The 22,442-nt window shown below is 68.7% G+C and carries 25 protein-coding genes and 1 riboswitch; of the genes, 16 read left to right on the top strand and 9 right to left on the bottom strand.

The features are described 5' to 3' along the window. Positions 1–205: 205 nt before the first annotated feature. From metK to ybeY, 4 genes are all read right to left on the bottom strand, one after another. The gene (gene metK, locus EF888_RS17565; RefSeq protein WP_109759564.1) at positions 206–1,372 is read right to left on the bottom strand and encodes a methionine adenosyltransferase; all 1,167 of its coding nucleotides are present in this window, start codon (positions 1,370–1,372) and stop codon (positions 206–208) included. A gap of 7 nt (positions 1,373–1,379) precedes the next feature. Further along, positions 1,380–1,428, bottom strand: a riboswitch (SAM-SAH riboswitch). A 7-nt stretch (positions 1,429–1,435) separates the two neighbouring features. Further along, positions 1,436–2,902, bottom strand: a complete 1,467-nt coding sequence (lnt, locus tag EF888_RS17570; RefSeq protein ID WP_109759563.1) for an apolipoprotein N-acyltransferase — start codon at positions 2,900–2,902, stop codon at positions 1,436–1,438. Continuing rightward, a complete protein-coding gene (locus EF888_RS17575) occupies positions 2,899–3,777 on the bottom strand; it encodes a hemolysin family protein (RefSeq protein ID WP_109759562.1) in 879 nt (292 codons plus the stop codon). The genes lnt and EF888_RS17575 overlap by 4 nt, the downstream gene beginning before the upstream one ends. Further along, positions 3,777–4,301, bottom strand: coding sequence for an rRNA maturation RNase YbeY (gene ybeY, locus EF888_RS17580; RefSeq protein WP_109759561.1), 525 nt, complete (start codon positions 4,299–4,301; stop codon positions 3,777–3,779). Before ybeY ends, EF888_RS17575 begins: the two co-directional genes overlap by 1 nt. A gap of 47 nt (positions 4,302–4,348) precedes the next feature. Between ybeY and EF888_RS17585 the strand changes: the two genes are divergently transcribed. From EF888_RS17585 to EF888_RS17605, 5 genes are read left to right on the top strand one after another with little or no spacing between them, the layout of a single operon-like run. Continuing rightward, complete coding sequence (locus EF888_RS17585) at positions 4,349–4,705, top strand: MmcQ/YjbR family DNA-binding protein (RefSeq protein WP_109759560.1); 357 nt, start codon at positions 4,349–4,351, stop codon at positions 4,703–4,705. Positions 4,706–4,737: 32 nt separating this feature from the next. Further along, the gene (locus EF888_RS17590) at positions 4,738–5,643 is read left to right on the top strand and encodes a 2-dehydro-3-deoxygalactonokinase (protein WP_109759693.1); all 906 of its coding nucleotides are present in this window, start codon (positions 4,738–4,740) and stop codon (positions 5,641–5,643) included. Beyond that, entirely contained in the window at positions 5,640–6,239 is a 600-nt protein-coding gene (locus tag EF888_RS17595) for a 2-dehydro-3-deoxy-6-phosphogalactonate aldolase (protein WP_109759559.1), read from the top strand. Before EF888_RS17590 ends, EF888_RS17595 begins: the two co-directional genes overlap by 4 nt. Next, positions 6,239–7,102 (top strand): SMP-30/gluconolactonase/LRE family protein, encoded by an 864-nt coding sequence (locus EF888_RS17600; RefSeq protein ID WP_109759558.1) that lies wholly within the window; start codon positions 6,239–6,241, stop codon positions 7,100–7,102. The genes EF888_RS17595 and EF888_RS17600 overlap by 1 nt, the downstream gene beginning before the upstream one ends. 10 nt (positions 7,103–7,112) lie before the next feature. Beyond that, positions 7,113–7,748 (top strand): LysE family translocator, encoded by a 636-nt coding sequence (locus EF888_RS17605; RefSeq protein ID WP_241239721.1) that lies wholly within the window; start codon positions 7,113–7,115, stop codon positions 7,746–7,748. On the opposite strand, the gene EF888_RS17610 is transcribed toward EF888_RS17605, so the two are convergent. Genes EF888_RS17610 through EF888_RS17620 form a run of 3 tightly spaced genes read right to left on the bottom strand, consistent with a single transcriptional unit; the run spans position 7,745 to position 11,797 of the window. Next, a complete protein-coding gene (locus tag EF888_RS17610) occupies positions 7,745–9,886 on the bottom strand; it encodes a glycosyltransferase family 2 protein (RefSeq protein WP_109759557.1) in 2,142 nt (713 codons plus the stop codon). The genes EF888_RS17605 and EF888_RS17610 overlap by 4 nt on opposite strands. Positions 9,887–9,911: 25 nt before the next feature. Further along, positions 9,912–10,742 carry a hypothetical protein gene (locus tag EF888_RS17615; protein ID WP_109759556.1) on the bottom strand — a complete coding sequence of 277 codons (831 nt, stop codon included), beginning with the start codon at positions 10,740–10,742 and terminating at the stop codon, positions 9,912–9,914. Next, positions 10,739–11,797 (bottom strand): nucleotidyltransferase family protein, encoded by a 1,059-nt coding sequence (locus tag EF888_RS17620; RefSeq protein ID WP_109759691.1) that lies wholly within the window; start codon positions 11,795–11,797, stop codon positions 10,739–10,741. Before EF888_RS17620 ends, EF888_RS17615 begins: the two co-directional genes overlap by 4 nt. A gap of 336 nt (positions 11,798–12,133) precedes the next feature. Between EF888_RS17620 and EF888_RS17625 the strand changes: the two genes are divergently transcribed. Next, on the top strand, positions 12,134–12,484 hold the full coding sequence (locus EF888_RS17625) for a hypothetical protein (protein WP_146202998.1): 351 nt from the start codon (positions 12,134–12,136) through the stop codon (positions 12,482–12,484). Between the two features lie 4 nt (positions 12,485–12,488). On the opposite strand, the gene EF888_RS17630 is transcribed toward EF888_RS17625, so the two are convergent. Then, entirely contained in the window at positions 12,489–12,917 is a 429-nt protein-coding gene (locus EF888_RS17630) for an FKBP-type peptidyl-prolyl cis-trans isomerase (protein ID WP_109759554.1), read from the bottom strand. 179 nt (positions 12,918–13,096) lie between these two features. On the opposite strand from EF888_RS17630, the gene EF888_RS17635 reads away from it, so the two are divergent. The 9 genes from EF888_RS17635 to EF888_RS17675 are packed head-to-tail and all read left to right on the top strand — an operon-like array spanning position 13,097 to position 20,140. Further along, a complete protein-coding gene (locus EF888_RS17635; protein WP_109759553.1) occupies positions 13,097–13,783 on the top strand; it encodes a haloacid dehalogenase type II in 687 nt (228 codons plus the stop codon). Then, entirely contained in the window at positions 13,783–14,604 is an 822-nt protein-coding gene (locus EF888_RS17640; RefSeq protein ID WP_109759552.1) for an alpha/beta fold hydrolase, read from the top strand. The genes EF888_RS17635 and EF888_RS17640 overlap by 1 nt, the downstream gene beginning before the upstream one ends. Further along, positions 14,601–15,572, top strand: coding sequence for a threonine ammonia-lyase (locus tag EF888_RS17645; protein WP_109759551.1), 972 nt, complete (start codon positions 14,601–14,603; stop codon positions 15,570–15,572). The genes EF888_RS17640 and EF888_RS17645 overlap by 4 nt, the downstream gene beginning before the upstream one ends. A 45-nt stretch (positions 15,573–15,617) precedes the next feature. Continuing rightward, on the top strand, positions 15,618–16,406 hold the full coding sequence (pcaD, locus tag EF888_RS17650; RefSeq protein WP_109759550.1) for a 3-oxoadipate enol-lactonase: 789 nt from the start codon (positions 15,618–15,620) through the stop codon (positions 16,404–16,406). After that, positions 16,399–16,779, top strand: a complete 381-nt coding sequence (pcaC, locus tag EF888_RS17655) for a 4-carboxymuconolactone decarboxylase (RefSeq protein ID WP_109759549.1) — start codon at positions 16,399–16,401, stop codon at positions 16,777–16,779. Before pcaD ends, pcaC begins: the two co-directional genes overlap by 8 nt. Then, positions 16,776–17,498, top strand: coding sequence for a protocatechuate 3,4-dioxygenase subunit beta (pcaH, locus tag EF888_RS17660; RefSeq protein ID WP_109759548.1), 723 nt, complete (start codon positions 16,776–16,778; stop codon positions 17,496–17,498). The genes pcaC and pcaH overlap by 4 nt, the downstream gene beginning before the upstream one ends. Before the next feature lies 1 nt (position 17,499). After that, positions 17,500–18,084, top strand: coding sequence for a protocatechuate 3,4-dioxygenase subunit alpha (gene pcaG, locus EF888_RS17665; protein WP_109759547.1), 585 nt, complete (start codon positions 17,500–17,502; stop codon positions 18,082–18,084). A gap of 1 nt (position 18,085) precedes the next feature. Beyond that, a complete protein-coding gene (locus tag EF888_RS17670; RefSeq protein ID WP_109759546.1) occupies positions 18,086–18,790 on the top strand; it encodes an alpha/beta fold hydrolase in 705 nt (234 codons plus the stop codon). A gap of 18 nt (positions 18,791–18,808) precedes the next feature. Next, positions 18,809–20,140: a class-II fumarase/aspartase family protein gene (locus tag EF888_RS17675; protein ID WP_109759545.1), complete on the top strand. Its 1,332-nt coding sequence runs from the start codon at positions 18,809–18,811 to the stop codon at positions 20,138–20,140. 28 nt (positions 20,141–20,168) lie between these two features. Here EF888_RS17675 and EF888_RS17680 read toward each other — a convergent pair whose 3' ends face one another. Further along, entirely contained in the window at positions 20,169–20,975 is an 807-nt protein-coding gene (locus tag EF888_RS17680) for a transferrin-binding protein-like solute binding protein (RefSeq protein WP_109759544.1), read from the bottom strand. Between the two features lie 388 nt (positions 20,976–21,363). On the opposite strand from EF888_RS17680, the gene EF888_RS17685 reads away from it, so the two are divergent. Next, positions 21,364–22,440 (top strand): Zn-dependent alcohol dehydrogenase, encoded by a 1,077-nt coding sequence (locus EF888_RS17685; protein ID WP_109759543.1) that lies wholly within the window; start codon positions 21,364–21,366, stop codon positions 22,438–22,440. Positions 22,441–22,442 lie beyond the last annotated feature (2 nt).

Consider the following 22,442-nt stretch of genomic DNA (forward strand, 5'->3'; position numbering starts at 1 on the left):
GCCAGCCTGGACGAAGCTTCTGGAGCTGATCGATCAGGCCGCCACAGATGGACGCACCGTGTTCGAGCCGGGTACTCACACGTTCATGCACGTTCGGCGGCCTGCGTGCAGGCGCTGTCCACCCCGCCCCAGGACTACATCGACAGGCCGCACAAAGGCGGGCTGGGGCAGGCGCAACCTCGCAGGTGCTAGGGCTTGGGACGCCTCACACCGCCCCCTTCAGCGCCTCCGCCAGATCCGACCGCTCCCACGAGAATCCGCCTTCGGCGTCCGGCGCGCGGCCGAAGTGGCCGTAGGCGGCGGTGCGCTGGTAGATGGGCTTGTTCATCTTCAGCATCTGGCGGATGCCGCGGGGGCTCAGGTCGGCGACCTGGCGGATGGCGGTCTCGATGGCGGCCTCGCCCACCTCTCCCGTGCCGAAGGTGTCGATGTAGACCGAGAGCGGCTTCGACACGCCGATGGCGTAGGAGAGCTGGATCAGGCAGCGCTGCGCCAGGCCGGCGTCGACCACGTTGCGGGCGAGGTAGCGCGCGGCGTAGGCGGCCGAGCGGTCGACCTTGGTGGGGTCCTTGCCGGAGAAGGCTCCGCCGCCGTGGGGCGCGGCCCCGCCGTAGGTGTCGACGATGATCTTGCGGCCGGTGAGGCCAGCGTCGCCGTCGGGTCCGCCGATCACGAAGGTGCCGGTGGGGTTCACCCACCACTCCGTCTTGTCGTCGATCCAACCCTCGGGCAGGACTTCGCGGATGTACGGCTCGACGATGGCGCGGATGTCGTCCGAGGTCTGGTCCTCGCTCTCGTGCTGTGTGGACAGCACGATTGAGGCGACGCCGACCGGGCGGCCGCCCTCGTAGCGGACCGAAAGCTGGGACTTGGCGTCGGGGCGCAGCGTCGGCTCCTGCCCGGACTTCCGCACCTCGGCCAGACGGCGGAGGATGGCGTGGGCGTACTGGATCGGCGCCGGCATCAGCTCAGGCGTCTCGTCGGTGGCATAGCCGAACATGATGCCCTGGTCGCCTGCGCCCTCGTCCTTGTTGCCGACGGCGTCGACGCCCTTGGCGATGTGGGCGGACTGGGCGTGAAGGTAGTTGTCGACTTTCAGGTTCGCCCAATGGAAGCCCTGCTGTTCGTAGCCGATGTCGCGGACGCAGTCGCGCGCGATCTCCTCGACCCGGAGGATCACGTTGCCCGGACCGCGCACCTCGCCGCCGATGACGACGCGGTCCGTCGTGGCGAAGGTCTCGCAGGCCACGCGCGCCTCGGGCTCTTCGGTGAGGAAGGCGTCGAGGACGGCGTCCGAAATACGGTCGCAGACCTTGTCGGGGTGGCCCTCGGAGACGCTTTCCGAGGTGAAGATGTAGTCTTGCCGGTTCATGGGGACGTGCTCCGCTGGTGCTCCGCCGTCACGCCAGGAAGCCGTTGTGACGGTGCCCTGCGGTTACGACGAAGAGGCCCGGTTTGCAATGGCGTTGCGGCGGCCCGCAACGATGAGCACGGCAAGCGTTAACAAAAGGATAAGACCCGTGGGGCGGTCGCCGGTCCGGGCATAGATCGTGGGCGGCAGGGGCCGCGGCATGGCGGCGTCGAGATGGCCGTCCGTGCCGAGGGGAAGCGAGGCGGTCACGCGGCCGGTGGCGTCGATCACGGCCGAGATGCCGGTGTTCGCGGCGCGGATGAGCGGCAGCCCCTGCTCGGCCGCGCGGAAGCGGGCCTGATCCAGGTGCTGGTAGGGCCCCGAGAAGGTGCCGAACCAAGCGTCGTTGGTGATCTGGAGGAGGTAATCGGGACGTCCGGCGTCCCAGCCGTGGCGGGGGAAGATCGCCTCGTAACAGATCAGCGGCAAGGCCGTCCCGAGCGGTGTGTCGACAAGGCGAACGGCCTCGCCCGGCGTGAAACCGAAGCCCGAGAAGCCCGCCATCGAGCGCAGAAGGTCGATCCTGAGCGGAATGTATTCACCGAAGGGGACGAGGTGGACCTTGTCGTAGGTGTCGGCCAGTTCGCCCTCGCCATCGAGGAGGACGAGGCTGTTGAACCAGAGCCCGTCGGGCGTGCGGCGGTTGATGCCGGTGACGAGGCTTGCCTGCCCTGCCGCGTCGGCCGCCGCCTCGAGGATCGGTCCCGCCATGTCGAGCGGCCAGGGAATGGCGCTTTCGGGCCAGACGATCAGATCGGGCGCGCCGTGTTCGCCGCTGAGGCGGATCGCACGGTCGACGTAGATGCGGGCGCGGTCCGGGTCCCATTTCTCGTCCTGCGGCGCGTTCGGCTGGACGATCCGGACGGTGCCCCTGGGGTCGGGGACGAGGTCAAATCGCGTCCAGCCCGCAGCGAAGGCCGCCGCAAGGATGAGAGCGCCGAGGGCCGTGCCCGAGAGCGGCCTGCGCGTCGCGGCGGGAAGGGCCGTGGCGAAAAGTGTCAGCGCCGTCAGTCCGAAGGGTCCGACCCAGGCCGAAGCCAGCCGCAGGGGCGTGTCGGCCCAGACGTACGCGGGCAGCGCCCAGGGAAATCCCGTCAGGATGTAACCCCGCGCCAGTTCCGCCAGCGAGAGTGCGGCGACCCAGCCAAGTGCGCGGGGTCGTGTGCGCGTGGCGACCCAAGCGGCGGCGGCCCAAAGAAGTCCCAGCCCGCCCGCGAGCAGGATCAGCGCGAAGGGCGCCATCCAGCCATGGCGCGCGACGTCGATCAGGAAGGGCTGGACGATCCAGTGCAGCGCCGTGGCGAAGTAGCCGAGACCCCCGAGCCAACCTGCGCTGACGGGACGCGCGGAACGCGAGACGATGAGTGCGAGCCAGGCGAAGCCCGCGAGCGAGACGGGCCAGAGACCGAAGGGCGCATGGCCGAGGGCGGCGAGCGCGCCTGCGGGCAGCGCGAAGACCGCCCGCGATCCCAGCCTGTGGGCCAGGGTCACTCGGCCGCTTTCGCCATGTTCAGTCGGACGCGCAGGCGCTTGATGCGACGCGGATCGGCATCGACGACCTCGAAGTCGAGACCGTCGGGGTGCTTGATGACCTCTCCCCGCGACGGGACGCGGCCCGCCAGCATGAAGACAAGACCGCCAAGCGTGTCGATCTCCTCCTCGTCGTCGCCGATGAGGATCTTGTGGCCAATGGCGTCCTCGAAATCCTCGATCGGCGTGCGCGCCTGGGCAAGCCAGACGTTCGAGCCTTCGCTGGTCCAGAGATCGGCCTCGTCGATGTCATGCTCGTCCTCGATCTCGCCCAGGACCTGTTCGATGAGGTCTTCGATGGTGACGAGGCCATCCACGCCGCCGTATTCGTCGATGACGAGCGCCATGTGCAGACGTTCGGTCTGCATCTTCTGGAGCAGGACGCCGATCGGCATGGACGGCGGAGCATAGAGCAGGGGACGCAGCATCCGGCCAAGCTGGAACTTCTCGCCCGAGCCGTTGAAGCCGTGGCGGAGCGCGAAATCCTTGAGGTGGACAAGGCCCATGGGCTGGTCCAGCGTCTCGCGGAACACGGGCAGGCGCGTCATTCCGCTTTCGCGGAAGACCTCGACCAACTCGTCCTTGCCGATGTCGACAGGCACCGCCACGACCTCGACCTTCGGGATCATCACGTCCTCGACGCGAAGCCGCGTCAGGTTCGCAAGACCGCCGGTGAAACCGTCGCCTGCGGAGATCATCGCACCTTCGCCTGGTTCGTCCGTTCTGTCAGTGGATCCGCTGAGGGCCGACAACCAGCGTGTCAGGATGCCTCTCGAACTGTCGTCCTCGTCCGGCGCGCCCTGCGCCGCGTTAGAGGAGCCTTCGGTTTCGCCCATCAATCCTTTCCATCACAAGTCATCCGGGAAACGGTGTGACCCCCATATGGGTTCCCGATGCCCAGATCCGCAAGTATCGCGATTTCGGTCGATTCCATCAAGTCTCCGTCTCCATCGCGGATGTGATCGTAGCCCAGAAGATGCAGCGTGCCGTGAACGATCAGGTGCGTCGCATGGCCCTCGAGGCTGAGACCCGCCTCGGCGGCTTCCCGCGCGCAGGTGTCGAAGGCGATGGCGACGTCGCCAAGCTCGGGGTCTCCGGACGGCGGCTCTGGCGGCGTCCCCTCGGCCTCGGACCCGCGTTCCTCGGACGGCCAGGACAGCACGTTGGTGGCCTGCGCCTTGTCGCGGAAGCCTTCGTTCAGCGCAGCGATCCGCGTGTCGTCACAGGCCAGAAGGGCGATATCCCAGTCACCGGGCTTCAGGCCCAGGTGTGCAAGCGTGGCGTCGGTGGCGCGAGTCGCCAGCGTTTCGATCCCCGCAGCCTGCCAGCGGTCGTCCTCGATGATGCACTCGACGGTCATGCCGTTTCCCCTACACGCGGCGCGCGGAGGCCGCTAGGGTCGGCGACATGGGAGACGAGACGTTCCGCGCGCAGGTGGCGGCGATCAGCCGGGAGCTTCCGGGGGCCGAGGTGTCCGACCCCTGGGGCGGCGGGCATGACGCCTGGAAGGTGGGCGGCAAGATGTTCGCCTGCATCGGCGCGGCGATGACGGGCGTGGCCGTGAAATGCGCAGACGTCGAGACGGCGGAAATGCTGATCGAGACCGGCGTCGGCGAGCGCGCGCCATACTTCCACCGAAGCTGGGTGAAGCTGCCCGAGGATGGCGACCTGGACGAGTTGAGGCACCGGATCGTGACCTCGTACGACATCGTCCGCGCCGGTCTTCCGAAGAAGGTCCGCACCGCGCTGCCCGACCGCGCTTGATTTCCCGCGCGGTTTCGCGCCTTCTCCGCCGCATGACCGACCGCATCGCCGCCGAATGGATCGCCGTTGACTGGGGCACGTCCAGCCTGCGCGCCTGGGCGATGCGCGGACGCGATATGCTGGCCGAGGCGTCGTCTGAACGCGGGATGGGGTCGCTGTCGCCCGGCGATTACGAGAGCGCGCTTCTAGACCTCATCGGCGACTGGCTTGGCGGCGGCGTGACGCCGGTCGTCGTCTGCGGCATGGCCGGAGCGCGACAGGGCTGGCGCGAGGCCGGTTATGCGGCGGTTCCCTGCCCTCCCGTCGGTCAGGGGGCGGTGCGGCCCGACGTGTCGGATCCGCGCCTGTCGGTCGCGATCCTACCGGGACTCAGCCAGACCCAGCCGGCGGACGTAATGCGGGGCGAGGAGACGCAGATCGCAGGCTTCCTGTCGCAGACGCCGGGCTTCGACGGGGTGATCTGCCTGCCGGGGACGCATACGAAATGGGTCCATGTCTCGGCCGGCGAGGTGATCAGCTTCCGCACCTTCATGACGGGAGAGATCTTCGCGCTGCTGTCGAACCAGTCCGTCCTGCGCCATTCGGTCGGCGACGGTTGGGACGAGGCCGCCTTCGCCGACGCGGTGCGCGACGGGATGGCGCGGCCCGAGGCGCTGGCGGCACGGCTGTTTTCGCTGCGTGCCGAGAGCCTGCTTGCGGGGCTGTCGGCGGCCTCCGCGCGCGCTCGGCTGTCGGGGCTGCTGATCGGGGCCGAACTGACGGCGGCCCGGCCCTACTGGCTGGGGCAGAGGGTCGCCGTCGTGGGGGCCGGTTCGCTGTCGCGGCTCTATGCCTCGGCGCTGGCGCCAGAGGGCGTCGTGGCCGAGACGGCGGATGCGACGAGGGTCACGCTGGCGGGGCTGGCGCAGGCCTATGAGACGCTGAGGGAGACGACATGAGCCGACCCATCATCGCGATCCTGCGCGGGATCACCCCCGACGAGGCGGTACCGGTGGCCGAGGCGCTGATCGAAGCCGGTATCGACCGGATCGAAGTGCCGCTGAACTCGCCGCACCCCATGACCTCGATCGAGCGGATGACCCATGCCGTCGGTCACCATGCGCTGATCGGTGCCGGGACCGTGCTGACGGTGCGCGATGTCGAAGAGGTCCGCGACGCGGGCGGACGGCTGGTCGTGTCGCCCAACTGCGACGCGGACGTGATCCGCGCCACGAAGGCGGCGGGACTGCAGAGCTTTCCGGGCGTCCTGACGCCGTCCGAGTGCTTCGCGGCGCTGAAGGCCGGCGCGGACGGGCTGAAGATCTTCCCGGCCTTCGTGCCGGGGACGGAAGGGCTGAAGGCGGTGCGGGCGGTGCTGCCGGACGCGACGCAGATCTACATGGTCGGCGGCGTGGGACCGGAGAACTTCGCGGAATGGGTGCGCGCCGGGGCCGATGGCTTTGGCCTGGGATCGAGCCTCTACAAGCCGGGCGACAAACCACAGGCAGTCGCCGCAAAGGCGCGCGCGGCGGTGCAGGCATGGGAGGCGCTGTGATGCCCGAGATATTCGACACGACGCGATGCGGGCTTGGCGAGGGGCCGCTCTGGCATCCGACGCGGGGTCAGCTTTTCTGGTTCGACATCGTGGGCCACCGGCTTCACACGCAGGAGAAGGGCAAGACCCGCACGCTCCAGTTCGACGAACATGTCTCGGCGGCGGGCTGGGTGGACGACGCGACGCTTCTGATCGCCTCCGAGACGCGGCTGTTCCTTCTGAACCTCGAGACCGAGAAGCGCGAGGACGTCGAGGGGCTGGAGGCGAGCGACGCCACGACGCGGTCGAACGACGGGCGCGCGGATCCCTGGGGCGGGTTCTGGATCGGTACGATGGCGAAGCAGAATGCGCGGAACGGCGAGGGCGCGATCTATCGCTATTATCGCGGCGCGTTGCGGAAAATGTTCCCCGGGATCTCGATCCCGAACGCCATCTGCTTCTCGCCCGACCGAAAGCACGCCTATTTCGCGGACACCCCGACACGCAAGATCATGCGGGTGAGGCTCGAAGCCGACTTCGGATGGCCGGAGGGCAACCCAGAGGTTTTCCTGGACCTGACCGAAGAAGGTCTCTGGCCCGACGGTGCGGTGACGGATGCCGAGGGCAACCTGTGGAACGCGCAATGGGGAGCGTGGCGGGTGGCCTGCTATGCGCCGGACGGGACTTTCCTTCGCGAGGTGCGCGTCGACGCCGCGCATTCCTCTTGCCCGGCCTTTGGAGGAGCGGACCTGTCGACGCTCTTCTGCACCACGGCCCTTCAAGCGCTGTCGGTCGAGGACAAGGCAGCGTCGGCGCACAACGGCATGACCTTTGCCGCGCCCGAGACGGGGCGGGGTGTGCCGGAATACAGGGTCAGGCTTTAGGAGATCGCCCGTGGACCTGACCGGACTGACCGCCTTCGCGCTGGTGACGGCTCTGCTCGTGATGTCGCCCGGACCGAACGGCGTCCTGATCGCGCGGACGGTGCCCACCTCGGGCAAGTCGGCGGGGTTCGCGAACATCGCGGGCTTCGTCGCGGCCTTCTACGTCCACGGGACGCTGTCGATCCTGGGGATCTCGGTGATCCTCGTCCAATCGGCGGCGGCCTTCACGGCGGTCAAGCTTCTGGGTGCCGCCTACCTGGTCTGGATCGGGCTCAAGGCGCTTCACGCGGCATGGCGCGGCGGCGTCTCACAGGTTGCGGTTGCCCCCGCCCGGCGCGAACGCACTCTCGCGCGCGCCTTCGTCGAGGGATTCCTGACCAACGCGCTTAACCCCAAGGTGTCTATGTTCTACCTCGCCGCCTTTCCCCAGTTCGTCAGCCACGGCGAGAGCGCGGCGGCGGCCTATGCGCTTGTCTCGGTCCACTCCAGCATCAACGTGCTGTGGTTCGGGTCGATGGTCCTTCTGTTCTCGAAGGTGTCGCAGGCGGCGCGGGGTCCCGGGTTCCAGCGCGGTGTCAAATTGGTGACCGGCGTGGTTTTCATAGGCTTCGGCCTGAAGCTCGCGACGCAGCGGGCGCCCGTTTAGTCGGTCGTCCAGAAGAACGGCTCGCCGGGATCGCGCGCCACGATCTCGTCCGGGATGACGCCGGGACCGGTAAGAAAGACGGCGGCGCCGAACTTCGTTGTCATGCGCGACAGCTTTTCCATCCGGGGCGAGGTGATCGCCTCCCACAGCGCCGCATTCGCGGGATCGGCACGAAGGGTGGCGGCGCGGGCGCTGTGCCAGGCCACGGCTCCCGCATGGGCTTCGGCGACGCCCGGAAGGGCCAGAAGCCGCGCCTTCTCGGCCTCGACGCGGGGGGAGAGGCGGAGGATCGAGGTTTCTTCCTCGGCGTTGTGGTTCATGCGGAACCAATAGGCGAGGCCCTGCGCCCTGTCGGTGTGGTTCACCCGGCCCCGCTCGCGCTTGACGAGGAAGCTCTCGCAGGTCCGGACCGCGTAATGGTTCAGCGTCACGAGGTCATAGCCCCAGTTGGCCTTCGACATCCGCCAGGCCGCGCGCCAGGTTGCAGGCGGCAAGGGCCGCCCTGCCCCATCGATCCAGCGGATCTGACCCTGCGTGTCGCCGACAAGACCCTTGGGGCGGTGGACGCCGAGACGGCGGAAGAGACCTTCGTTGCGGAAGAGGCTCTTGAAGGCCCAGGCCTGAAGCGGGCGCGGGGCATAGGCGGGTGCCGCGCGGGTGAACAACTCCGTCACCGGGCGATCATCGTAGGCATGGCGGTCGGCGTTGCCGAACAGCCGCCAGGGCATCGACAGGACATGCGCCTCGGGCGCGGCGGCGAAGAGGTCGGCCAGCCTCCCCTCGCCCGCGTGGATGTTGACGTACTCGTCCACGTCGAGCGTCATCAGCCAGTCGGAGGAGGTGACGGCCGCCTCGTCCTCGGCGGCGCGGAACGCGGCGTGTTGAGGCACGCCGCCGGTCTCGCGGAAGGGGTTGTCGCGTCGCGTGACGCCCGCTTCGGACAGGGCGTCGAGCAGGCGGTCGGTGCCGTCGGCGCAATCGTTGGTGTAGACGAGGTGCCGGGCGACGCCGAGGACGCGGTTGTGCGCGATCCAGTCGAGGATGAAGGGACCTTCGTTCTTCATCGCGGTCACCACCGTGACGCGGGCCGAGGCAGGACGCGGCGGGATGGTCTTCTTCTCGGGCAGGCGGATCGGCTGGTGGCCGGGGAAGGCCTGCGCCAGCCAGTCGACCAGCGCCGGATCCTCGACGAGGTCGGCCTTGCGGACAAGGCGATTCACCTCGACACCTGCGAAGGTCACGCCGAGGGCCCGGCGGAATTGCGCGGGGCGCGCGTCGGTCGCCTCGGCCCCCATCATGCGGACCGGCAGCCAGAGCGCGTCCTGGGGCAGTCCGGCCGGCGCGGCGGCCCAGCTTGTCAGCCAGCGCCGTTCGTTCCGGCGGACGGCAATGTGATCGGCATGGGGCGCCACGGCCCCTTGTCGCAGCCGCCAGGGATAGGTCTCGACCCCGTGGAGGAAGAGGATCCGCGAGGGGTCGGACAGCACGCGGTCGAAGGGCGATCCGTCGGGATCGGGAAGCCAAAGGTCCCCGATGTCGAAGAACGCGACCGCCGCAGCGCGCGACAGGAAGCGGTGGTGGAGAAGTTCATGGAGCGTCAGCTCTCCCAGCGGCGCGTGCCAGGCGTCCGGCGGCGGCAGATCGCGCTGCGGCGCACCTGGGGCAAGGGCCGGATGCCGTGCGTCGGGGGCATCGGCAAGGCCCAGGGGACGGGACAGTGTTACGACGACGACGGGCAAGTCGGGGGCGAGGGCCGCAATGTCGCTGGCGAAGGACCCGCCGGGCGGGTCGCGGTCCACGATCAGGGCGGCGTCCGCCCCGGTCTCACGCGCATGGCAGGCCAGCCAGTCGGAAGCGGCCCGCGCCGTCTCGCCGTTGCGGATCGCGACGAGGGTACGCCTGCCGGCGAACAGCTCGGCCTCCGCCGGGTCGGCATCGAGCGTGCCGTGAGGCAGCCGGGCAAGGATGCCCCGTCCGATCTGGCGCAGCCCCGACACCTCGGGACAGGCCTGCCGCAGCGCCTCGGACGAGGTCCCGGCCGGCAGGGCCGCGACGATGCCTCGCGGCGTTGCGACCGAGCCCAGAACGGGCAGAAGGCCCAGCCGCAGCGAGCGGACGTGGCGCGTGGCGACCGTCATGCCGGGGTTCGAGGGTCGCGCCGGCTCATACGATGACCGTATTCGGAAGGGCGGCGATGGCGTCGAGGTCCTCGGCGAAGCGTTGTTCGAGAAGGATGCCCGTGACCTTGTCGATGCCGAGACGCGCGGCTACGTCGGCCCGGTCGGTTCGCCGCCGGAAAGCCGTGTGAAGCTCGTCGAGCGGAGGCGGCGTGCCTTCGAACAGCATCCGATCGAGCACGGCCGTGCCTGTTTCGGTCATCGCCGCCCGCGTGAGACTGTAGAGGTCCGGCAGCGCCGACGAGGCGGGTCCGAACACGCGGTCGAGCACCTCGCGCGGACGGGTCGCGGTGCCGCGCGGGGTCAGGACGGTCAGCGTCGCGTCGGGGACAGCTTCGACGATCTCGCGCGCGAGGTCGGCCCAGGACAGTTCGTAAAGCGTCTCCCAGACCGTCCGGCGGGCGCGGGCCTCCAGCACCTCGGACCCGGCTGCCAGCAGGAAGTCCGGCAGAGGTTCGGGCATCAGGACAAGGTGTGCGGCGCCGGCGAGGTCGCCCAGCCCCGCCAGCCCGGCTGCGGCGTCGGGGAAAAGCTCGCCCCGGTGCAGTGCGGTTTCGGGCGGACCGAGAAGGTTGACGGCCGACAGGAGGGCGGGACGGGGCGTTGTCGCCCGCGAGAAATCGATGACCCGCTCGGAGGCCGAAAGATGCAGGTCGAGGTTGCGGCGGATGAGCGGCGAGGCGATGCGGCTCGGGAGAGCCGTCAGTCCTGCCTTCGCCAGGCGCTGGCGCTGCGTGCGGATGAGAGCGTTCAGCGACAGGCCATGCGAGGATTGCGGCCCGATCACGATGGTGAGCGATGGCGTGTCCAGGGTCATCCCCTGAAGATGTCTTCGAAATCCGAGCGCGCGGCCTCGAGATCGTCGATCCGGCCGATGTCGCGCCAGTAGTCGCGCAAAGGATAGACGCCGACACGGCCGCCCGCGTCACGCAGACGCGTCAGAAGCGTCGGCATGTCCAGCGGTTCGCCCTCGCGGACGTGGTCCAGCGCCCGGGGCGACAGGACATAGATGCCTCCGTTCACGAAATGCCGCGCGACGGGCTTCTCCTCGATGCCCGTCATCAGGCCGTCCTCGGCCCGGACCACCCCGTAGGGCACCTGTTGTTCGTACTCGCGCACGACGAGGGTGCCGTCGGCGCGCTTTTCGCGGTGGAAGGCCAGAAGCTCGGAGAACTGGAGCGACACGAGAAGGTCGCCGTTCATCACGATGAAGGGCTCGTCAGGACGCTCCTTCAGCAGGGACAGCGCCCCGGCGGTGCCTAGGGCGCGGTCCTCTTCGATGTAGTCGATCGACACGCCAAAGGCCGAGCCGTCGCCGAAATGCTCCTGCACCATCTCGCGGCGGTAATTGACCGAGATCGAGATGCGCCAGAACCCCTGGTCGGCGAAGACGCCGATGATCTGTTCCAGAAGCGGCCGCCCGCCCACGTCGATCATCGGCTTCGGGATCGTCTCGGTCAGGGGGCGGAGGCGCGTGCCGAGACCGCCCGCCATCAGGATGACGCGCGTGGACTTGGGCGTGACCCCGAAGAGGTCCTCGACGGTCGCGAGGTCGACGGGCCGGCCCTCGGCGTCGAGGACGGGGACGTGGTGCAGCTTTCGCGCCCGGATGAGCGCGCGGGTTTCGGCGTCAGGCGCGCCCTCGGTCACGGTGGTGGGCGCGGTGTGCATCACCTGCGACACCGGCCCGTCGAGGTCGACGCCCCGCAGGATGCCGCGCCGCACGTCGCCATCCGTCACGGTGGCGACGAGACGCCCGGTGTCGTCCACCACCAGCGCGATCTGCCGCCGCGACCGGTCGATGGCTTCGATCGCCGCGCGGACGGTCGCGTCCGGCTTGACGGTCAGGGCTGTCAGGTCCGCTCGGTTCATGGCGCGGATACTGTCGCGGTTGCGGCGGAGATTCCAGCGGGAGTTTCCGGACGCCTTGACGCCATTCGCGGTCAAGCCAGGCCCCGGCCGATGATGTTCTCGAGCGTCTTCCCTCTGGCCTGAACGGACTTCGGTTCGCGGCGCGACACGAGCCAGTCAGGAGTGCCCTGCCGTCTGCGGGCCTGTCGGGAATAGATAAAACCATGACCGACAGACAAGGAAATGCGTCGGGCGAGGTCCGCGTGCAGGAATTCGTCGACATGAGTTTGGAGTTCGATGCGCAGGAGACTTCATCGTCTGGCGCATCAATGCCGAAAGCCGCGTCGTCTGCTTCTCATGCTGTTTCTTCTGTCGGACACCGGGCCGGACGACGCACTCACCCGACCGCGCCTCGGCTCCCATCGCATCGTGGCGCGGGAGCTTGCGTCTCGCGGTGGCGAGGGAATGACACTGGGGGAGTTGTCGGCCGATGGCTATGTCTCGACGGCGGATTGCGAGGAGGTGGCGGCCACCGGTGCAGCGGGCACCGTCTGGCTTTGCCACCCCTTCATCGTCCACGCCGCACAGGCTCTCAGGGGACGGCGGCCGCGCTTCATGGCCCAGCCGCCGCTTCTTCCGCGCGGTCCGCAGGATCCGGCGTCGCCGGTGCAGACCGCGATCCGCCTTGCGATGCAGGACGGAGGCTGATGCCTCAGACGATCTCGACGAGTTCGATCTGGAAGGTCAGGTCCTTGCCGGCGAGCGGGTGGTTCGCGTCAAGCACGACCACCTCGTCCGTTACCTCGGCTACGACGACCTGGACAGGCTGGCCGGACGGCGTCTCGAGTTGAAGCCGCGTGCCGATGTCGAGCGGCACGTCGGAGGGCACCTTCTCGCGCGGGAAGTTCTGCTTGCCGTTCGGATCGTGGGGACCGTAGGCCTTCTCGGCCGGGATCTCGACCGTCTTCTGCTCGCCGACCTCCATGCCGGCCACGGCATCGTCGAAACCGGGAATCACCTGGCCGGTGCCGAGCGTGAACTGGAGCGGATCGCGCCCCTGCGAGGAATCGAACGGCGCGCCGTCGTCGAGGGTGCCGGTATAGTGGATGCGGACCGTGTCGCCGGTCTTGGCTTCTTGCATGTCGTGTCTCTCAGTCTGGGATTGTTGGACGGGCGCACATCGTGGCGCGCCCTCGGGTGATGCCCGAATCCAACATGTCTGAGCCTCTGTGTAAACCCCCGGGGCCTACGCGGGCCCGCGCGCGCGGGGTTCCGCCGGAACGCGGGGCGTGCCACTGTCGGCGCTGAAGGAGGTCGTCCATGCCCATAACAACCTGTGTTTTCGACGCTTACGGCACTCTCTTCGACGTTGCCGCCGCCGCCAGAATCGCGGCGGAGGAACCAGATGGCGCGCGTCTGGCGAAGGTCTGGCCCAAGCTTGCGGCCGATTGGCGGTCGAAGCAGTTGCAGTACACCTGGCTGCGGGCTGTGATGGGCCAGCACGCGGACTTCTGGCAGGTCACGCAGGACGGGCTCGACTGGGCGATGGAGGCCTCGGGGCTGGACGATGCCGAGATGCGGGAGAGGCTTCTGGCGCTCTACTGGGAGCTTCCGGCCTATCCTGAGGTGCCCGCAATGCTGGCGGAACTGAAGCAGCGCGGCTTCGCGACGGCGATCCTGTCGAACGGCTCGCCCGAGATGCTGGCGGGCGCGGTGGACCACGCCGGCGTGGGAGAGTTCCTCGACGCCGTGCTCTCGGTCGAAGAGGTCGGCGTCTTCAAGCCCGCGCGTGCAGTCTACGACCTTGTCGGCGAACGGATGAAGGCGATGCCCGAGGCGGTGCTCTTCGTGTCCTCGAACGGCTGGGACGCCGCGGCAGCGGCGGGATACGGCTTCCGCACGGCCTGGGTGAACCGGGCGGGCGAACCGGTCGACAGGCTGCCGGCGCGGCCGGAGCGGATCCTGTCGGACCTGACAGGCATTCCGGACCTGGCAGGGTCGGTCTGATGGCAAGCTTCACGGCGCCCGACGGCGCGCGGATCGCCTATGACGACGAGGGCGGCGGCGTGCCGATCCTCGCCCTGTCGGGGCTGACGCGGAACGCGACCGACTTCGACTACCTCGCGCCGCACCTGAAGGGCGTCCGCCTGATCCGCATGGATTACCGCGGGCGCGGCCGGTCGGAGTGGACGGGAGCCTCGACCTACACCATCGCGACCGAAGCCGGCGACGCGATCGCTCTTCTCGACCACCTGGGTCTGACGAAGGCCGCGATCCTCGGCACCTCGCGCGGCGGGCTGATAGCACTTGTGCTGGCGGCCATCGCCCGCGACCGGCTGACGGGTGTGGCCTTCGTCGACATCGGTCCCGAAGTGGCGCCCGAGGGGCTCGAGGTCATCAAGGGCTATGTCGGGCGCAACCCCTCGCAGAAGACCCACGCCGAGGCTGCGGCGATGCGGGCGACGCTGATGGCCGGGTTCGAGGGCGTGCCGGACAGCCGTTGGCTGGAGGAGGTGCGCAAGCACTATCACGAGACGCCGGAGGGTCTGAGGATCAACTACGACCCCGCGCTGCGCGACGCGCTTCTTGCCCCGCAGGAGGGTCCGACGCCGGATCTCTGGCCGCTCTACGACGCTCTGGCGGGACTGCCGGTGGCGCTTGTCCGTGGAGCGAACTCTGACCTCCTGTCCGTCGAGACGGCAGACGAAATGCAGAGGCGTCGGCCGGACCTGATCCGCGCCGAAGTGCCAGGGCGCGGACATGTGCCCTTCCTCGACGAACCCGAGGCGGTGGAAGCGATCAGAACATGGATCGGGCGACTGGAATGACGACGATAGACGACATCGAAGCCGCGGCGGAACGGCTGGCTGGGCATGCGGTAAGGACACCCCTCCTCCATGCGCCGCTCCTCGACGCATTGGCCGGGCGGCGGGTCTTCGTGAAGGCCGAGTGCCTGCAGAAGACCGGGTCGTTCAAGTACCGCGGCGCGCGGGCGGCGGTGTCGTCACTGGACGCGGCGACACGGGCGCGGGGTGTCCTCGCCTTCTCGTCGGGCAACCACGCGCAGGGCGTTGCTCTCGCCGCGCAGGAAATGGGCGTGCCGGCGGTCATCGTAATGCCCTCCGACGCGCCCGACCTGAAGATCGTCAACACCCGTGCCTATGGTGCCGAAATCGTCCTCTACGACCGCGAGCGCGAAGACCGGGACGCCATTGGCGAGGCGCTGGCCGAGGAACGCGGGCTGACGCTGATCCGGCCCTTCGACGATGCCCGCGTGATCGCGGGCCAGGGCACCTGCGGGCTGGAAATCGCCGAGCAGGCGGCGGAGGCCGGGATCGGCGCGGCGGACGTTTTCGTGTGTTGCGGTGGCGGCGGTCTGACCTCGGGCATAGCACTTGCGCTCGAGGCGCGGGCCCCGCGGTTGCGGGTCAGGCCGGTCGAACCCGAGGGCTTCGACGACGTGGCACGCTCAATGGCGGCAGGGCGGATCGAGAAGAACGCGCGCGCCACGGGGTCGATCTGCGACGCGATCCTGACGCCCGCGCCGGGCAAGCTGACCTTTCCGGTGATGGCACGGCTGTGCGGACCAGCGGTCGCCGTCACGGACGACGAGGCGCTTCGGGCAATGGCGGCGGCGCTCATCCGCCTGAAGATCGCACTGGAGCCCGGCGGTGCGGTCGCGCTCGCGGCAGCGCTGTTTCGGGCCGAGGGCGACGGCGACGTGATCGCGCTCACCTCGGGCGGCAACGCGGATCCGGCGATGCTGGCGCGCGCGGTGCAGAGGGGTTTTGATTGACACTGACAACCAGTAGAGGTTGAAGTGTCATGGGGAGGACAGGCGATGCAGATCGCGCGGCTCGACGGCGTCGACATCCATTACCGCGAGGACGGCAGGCGCGACGGCGCGCCGGTGGTCTTCCTCAATTCGCTCGGCACCGACCTGCGGCTTTGGGACGACGTGCTGCCGCACCTGCCCGACACGCTCCGCCTGATCCGTTGCGACAAGCGCGGCCACGGGCTGTCGTCCTGCCCGCCCGCCCCCTACTCGATGGGCTCCCTCGTCACGGACGTCGAGAGGCTGCTCGACCTGTTGGACGTCCGCGAAGCGGTCGTCGTCGGCTGCTCCATCGGAGGCATGATCGCGCAAGGACTGGCGGTGAAGCGGCTGGACCAGATCCGCGCCATCGTCCTTTCGAACACCGCGGCCAGGATCGGCACCGCGCAGATGTGGGACGACCGGATCGCTGCCGTGCGCTCGGGCGGGATCGAGTCGCTGGCCGACAGCATCATGGAGCGCTGGTTCTCGGCCGCCTTCCGCGCAACGCCCGAACTTGCGGCATGGCGTGCCATGCTGGTCCGTCAGCCGGCCGAGGGCTATGTCGGCTGCTCGGCCGCGATCTCGGGCACGGATTTCTTCACGCCGACATCCGGTCTGACCCTGCCGACGCTCGCCATCGCGGGCAGCGAGGATGGCTCGACCCCGCCCGACCTCGTGCGCGAGACGGCGGGTCTCATCAAGGGCAGCCGTTTCGAGTTGATGCGCGGGGCAGGTCACCTGCCGATGGTCGAGAAGCCGGAAGAGTATGCGCTGTTGTTGACGGGCTTCCTGAAGGACATCGGCCATGTCTGAGCATCACGACAAGGGCATGTCCATCCGCCGGCGCGTTCTGGGCGATGCGCATGTCGACCGGGCCGAGGCCGCGAAGACCGACTTCGACGCGCCCTTCCAGGAGATGATTACCGAAGGCGCCTGGGGCACGGTCTGGGCGCGCGACACGATCCCGCTGCGCGAACGCTCGATGCTGACCATCGCGCTTCTGGCGGCGACGGGAAACTTCGAGGAAATCCCGATGCACATCCGCGCCACCCGCAATACCGGCGCCACCGAGGCCGACGTGATCGAGGCGCTTCTGCACGTCGCGGTCTATGCCGGCGTGCCGAAAGCGAACCACGCCATCAAGCTGGCCAAGACCACGTTCAAGGAAATGGAGGACAACGCATGAGCGGCACCCTGATCCCGCGCGACCGGACCGCGCATCCCGAGCCCTACGATCCGGGCTACAAGACCTCGGTCGTCCGCTCGCCGCGCAATGCGCTTCTGTCGCTCGACGCGACGGTGACCGAGAACACGGGTCCGACCTTCGGCCACGACCTGATCGGGCCGCTCGACAACAACCTGATCCTGAACTTCACCCAAGGTAAGGCCCCTGCCGTGGGCGAGCGCATCCGCATGCACGGCCGCGTCATCGACGAGACCGGGCGCGCCGTTCCGAACACACTGGTCGAGATCTGGCAGGCCAACGCGGGCGGGCGCTATCGCCATATCCGGGACACCTACTTCGCGCCGCTCGACCCCAACTTCGGCGGGTGCGGACGGACCCTGACGGACGACGAGGGGTACTACGAATTCCTGACCATTCGCCCTGGCGCCTATCCCTGGCCGAACCGGGGCAACGACTGGCGGCCCATGCACATCCACGTCTCGGTCTTCGGCTCGGGCTTCGGGCAGCGGCTGATCACCCAGATGTATTTCCAGGGCGATCCGCTGATCGACCTCTGCCCAATCGCGCACACAGTCAAGGACCGGGGCCAGCTCGACAGCCTCGTGGCACCCCTCGACATGGCCGGATCGCGGCCGATGGACTATCTCGCCTACAAGTTCGACATCGTGCTGCGCGGCCGCCGCCAGACGATGTTCGAGAACCGCCCGGAGGGCCTGTGACATGCCTCAACCCCTGACGCGCCACCGCGAGACCGCCAGCCAGACCGGCGGACCCTATGTCCACATCGGCTGCATCCCGACCTTCGCCGGGCTCGAGGGCGTATACCCCGAGGATCTGGGCAAGCGCGCCATCGAGGAGGGCGCGAAGGGCGAAATCATCGAGATTTCGGGCGAGGTCTTCGACGGAACCGGCTGGGCGCTGCGCGACGCGATGATCGAAAGCTGGCAGGCCGACGCCGAGGGTCGCTATCCCGGACAGGAGGGCGCCGACCCCAAGGTCAACGGCTTCTGCCGTTTCGCGGCCGACAAGGACACCGGGCTGTTCACCCTGCGCACCGTCAAACCGGGCCGCGCCGGCGGGCAGGCGCCTCACATCGCGCTCTGGATCGCGGCGCGGGGCATCAACGTGGGCCTTCAGACGCGCATCTACTTCGACGACGAGGACAACGCGGGCGACCCGGTCCTGTCGCGCATCGAGCAGAAGAACCGCGCTTCCACGCTGATCGCGAAGAAGGACGGCGCGAGCCGCTACCGCTTCGACATCAAGCTTCAGGGCGAGGGCGAGACCGTCTTCCTCGACATGTAGGATGGCGCGCTTCCTGCTGATCCACGGCGCGATGCACGGGGCGTGGTGCTGGCACAAGGTCGTGCCGCTCCTCGAGGCGCACGGCCACGAAGCCGTGGCGATCGACCTTCCGTCTCACGGAGACGACCCGACCGCGCCCGAGGGTGTCACCATCTCCGATTACGTCGCGCGGGCGGTCGAGCACCTGGAGCCTCAGACGGTCCTCGTCGGCCACTCTCTCGGAGGGCTGACGATCACGCTGGCTGCGGCGGCACGGCCGGACCTCGCGGGTGCGCTCGTCTATCTCTGCGCCTTCGTGCCGCCGCCCGGCGTGGCGGCCTCGTCCTATCGCCGCGACGCGGTGACGGACGAACTGGTCGCGGCGCAGGAAGGGCATCGCGACCGGGGCGTGACGACCCCCGTGCTCGACCGGGCGGGACCTGTGTTTTATTCCGGGTGCTCGGCGGAGGACGTGGCCTTCGCCCTGCCGCGCCTGTCGCCGCAGCCGGTGGCGATCATGCAGGAGGTTCTGGACTTCGATCTGCCTGACATCCCGCGCCACTACATCCGCTGCCTCGAGGACCGGACGGTTAAGCCCTCCTACCAGCGCGCCATGACCGAGGGTTGGCCGGAGGGCACCGTCCACGACATGCAGAGCGGGCACTCGCCGTTCTTCTCGGACCCCGATGGCCTTGTGCGCATCCTCGATGCTATTGCGGATACATGACGCAAGACTGGAGCGACCATGCCCGCCTCCCCCGCTGACAGCGCGATCTACGGCAAGCTTTTCGGCGACGCCGAGGTCGGCCAGCTCTTCACCGACAGCGCCGAAGTGCGGGCGATGATGTTGGTCGAGGGTGCGCTGGCCAAGGTTCAGGGCGAGCTTGGGCTGATCCCCGAGATCTCGGCCCGCGCAATCCACCGGGCGTCGATGGAGCTGCAGCTTGATCCGAGTGGTCTGGGGACAAGTGTCGCGTCGAACGCCGTCCCCGTGCCGGAGTTCGTGGCGATGTTCCGCGCCGCAATGCAGGCGCCGGAACATGCGGCGTGGCTGCACTGGGGCGCGACGAGCCAGGACATCATGGACACCGGCCAGGCCTTGAGGCTGCGGCAGGCGCTCGCGATCCTCGACACCCGGCTGTCGCGAACGGCGAAGGCGCTGGCGACGCTGGCCGAGACCCACGCCGCGACGCCCATGGTGGCGCGGACCTACGGGCAGGCGGCGGTGGTGACCTCTTTCGGAGCCGTCGTCGCCTCATGGGGCGCCCCCCTGCTGCGACACCGGGCGAGGCTCCGCGCGGTCCGCGAGGACGTGCAGATCGTCAGCCTCTCGGGCGCGGCGGGCACTCTGTCCGCCATGGGCGACCGGGGACCGAAGGTCCGCGCCGCCTTGGCCGAGGCCCTTGGTTTGCGCGACCCGCAAGCGAGCTGGCACAGCGAGAGGGACGGGATCGCGGCGCTGGCGGGCTGGCTGGCAGGCGTTGCCGGATCGCTCGGCAAGATGGGCGAGGACCTGCTGACGCTGACGCTTTCCGGCCTGAACGAGGTGCGGCTTGGCGCGGGCGGCGGCTCGTCGACCATGCCGCAGAAGTCGAACCCCGTCCTGCCCTCCGTGCTATCGGCGCTGGCACGTCAGACGGCGGCGCTGAACGGGGCGATCCAGTCGGCCCTGCCGCACCGCCAGCAGAGGGACGCGGCGGCCTGGCTGACCGAATGGATGAGCCTGCCGCAACTGGTGATCCTGTCGGGACGCGCGCTGGCCATCGCCGAGGAGCTGGCCCAAACGCTGACGCCGGATGAAAGCGCCATGCGGGCCCAGATCGAGGCCACCGGCGGAATGATCTTCGCCGAGGCCCTCAGCTTCGCGCTTGCCGCGGCCATGCCGAGACCGGACGCGCAGGCGGCTTCGAAGATGCTGGTCGGACGCGCAAAGGACACGGGCCGCTCGCTTGGAGACATCGCGCGCGAGGCGCACCCCGGCCTCGACCTGTCGGCGGTGTTCGACCCCTCGCAGCAACTCGGCACCGCCCCCGCGGAGGCGCGCGCCTTCGCGAAGGCGGCGCGGTCGGAGGCATGACACGCGCCGCCCCGCCCCGCACCCGTGTCTAGTCGGCGTGGAAAACGCCGGCGAAGTCAACATCCGACCCGGCCTCGGTCGCGCTGCCGGAATAGGTTCCGGCGACGACCTGCGCTGCGTCGCCATAGAAGCGTCCGGTGGCCGTCCCCTCGTTCAGCGTCGCGGTGGCGCTGAATATCTCGAGATCGCCGCTGAACGTGTTGCCGACGATCGGAACCGGCCCGTCGAAGGCGAGCGTCGTGCCGCCGCCGACGAAGACGTTTCCCCCGACCGTCTGTGCCCCGAAGTCAGCCGTGAGGTTGGCCGCCCCGGTGTCGAAGAACGGCACATCATTCACGGTTCCGTGCAGCTCGGATCCTCCCAAGAAGTTGGCGACGACAGCAGCCTCTGGAACGTCCTCGGGCCGCGTCTCGAGACCGAAGACCCCGGTCGCGACCAGCACGTTGCCCATGCCGTCGGTGACCTCAAGCCCAAGACCTTCGAGGAAGTCGTGCCCCCAGCCCAAGCTGGTCAGAAAGTAGTCCGACCCGTTCAGCGAACCGGTAAAGTTCATGCCGCCGCCATCGGTCAATTCGACCGTACCGGCGGGCGTGGTCAGGTTCGCCGTGGTGCCCGAGGTGAACTCGATCGTATAGGTCGACAGGCCCGCATTTGCGGTGGTGAACCCGTCATCGCTGGTCAGCCGCGCAGAGCGGAGCGGGAACTGGAGCCCCACGATCTCGTCGATGGACGCCGGTGACGGACCATCGGCGTAGACCGCGCCGCCGCCTCCGCCGCTGCAACCCGACAGCGTCGCGAGGGCGAGAAGTCCGGGAATCAGTGCCTTGCATGTCATGTTGCGTTTCCTTTCGTTGCGAGCGCCCGACCCAGAGCGTCAATCCGTGACGAAGAAGCCTGAAAGCGTTGCCGGTGCCCCGCCATCCAGGCCTCTCCAGAAAAGGTCCCGACGCGTACGCCGGGTCGCCCTCAGCTGGCGGTGACGACGTGACAGGCGTCGACGGACGCGGACAGGATCGGCAGCGGAAACGCGGAACCTTTACGGAAATGCACTCCGTCAAATGCGCCGCATTCGGCGCGCCGAGTTGACCGAAGGCAACGAAAAACGCGCCGCGTTTTCGCCGGTCGATCCTGCAGGATTTCCTCTTGCAAGCCTGCGACTCGATTTCCCGCTGGCGCACCCTTCGTTCCCTTGGCAGGGTCGCGCCGACTAGGGGAGATCGTCCATGACCCGCATCCGCGCCGCCGTCTGCACCGCCTTCGGAGATCCCCTGCGCATCGAAGACCTGGACCTGGCCGCGCCAGAGGGCCGCGAAGTTGAGGTGACGCTCGAAGCCTGCGCGATCTGCCACTCGGACATCACCTATGCCGAAGGTCGGTGGGGCGGGCCCTTGCCGGCGGTCTACGGCCACGAAGCGGCGGGCCATGTGACGGCGACCGGCCCCGACACGGTCGGAGTGTCGATCGGAGATCGGGTCATCGTGACCCTGATCCGCTCCTGCGGAGCCTGCGCTTCCTGCGCGACAGGGCAGCCGTACATCTGCTACACCGCGAAGCGCACGGCGCCCCTCACCCGGCCCGACGGAACGGCGGTGTTCCAGGCGATGAACTGCGGCGCTTTCGCCGACAAGGTCGTGGTCGATCCCAGCCAGATCGCGCGCGTTCCGGACGAGATGCCGCTCGACGTGGCCTCGCTCCTCTCCTGCGGCGTCATCACAGGCGTGGGTGCGGTGGTGAATGCGGGCCGCGTTCGGGCGGGCGAGGACGTGGTGGTGATCGGCGCGGGCGGCGTCGGCCTCAACGCCATCCAGGGCGCGCGGATCGCGGGCGCGCGGCGGATCGTGGCCGTCGACATGGTGCCCGAAAAGCTCGAGGATGCCCGCGCCTTCGGCGCGACAGACGGCATTCTCGCCTCGGAGGACAAACCCTGGGAACGGCTCGCGGACCTGACGGGGCGTCTGGCCGATGTCGTCCTCGTCACCGTGGGCCATACCGGCGCCTACGACCAGGCGCCACGCTACATCGGGCCGAACGGGCGGCTGGTGATGGTGGGGATGCCCGGCAACGACCGCATGTCCTCTTATGCCCCCGACATGATCGCCAGCTACGGGCAAAGCCTCATCGGGACCAAGATGGGGGATACGGTGCTGGCGCGGGACATTCCGTGGATGTGCGATCTTTACCTTCAGGGTCGCCTGAAGCTCGACGAGCTGATCTCGAACCGCTGGCCGCTGGACCGCATCAACGAGGCAATCGCCGACACCAAGGCGGGCCGCGCCCGGCGCAACGTCATCATGTTCTAGGG

The organism is Silicimonas algicola, from assembly GCF_003970735.1.
Taxonomy (GTDB): domain Bacteria; phylum Pseudomonadota; class Alphaproteobacteria; order Rhodobacterales; family Rhodobacteraceae; genus Silicimonas; species Silicimonas algicola.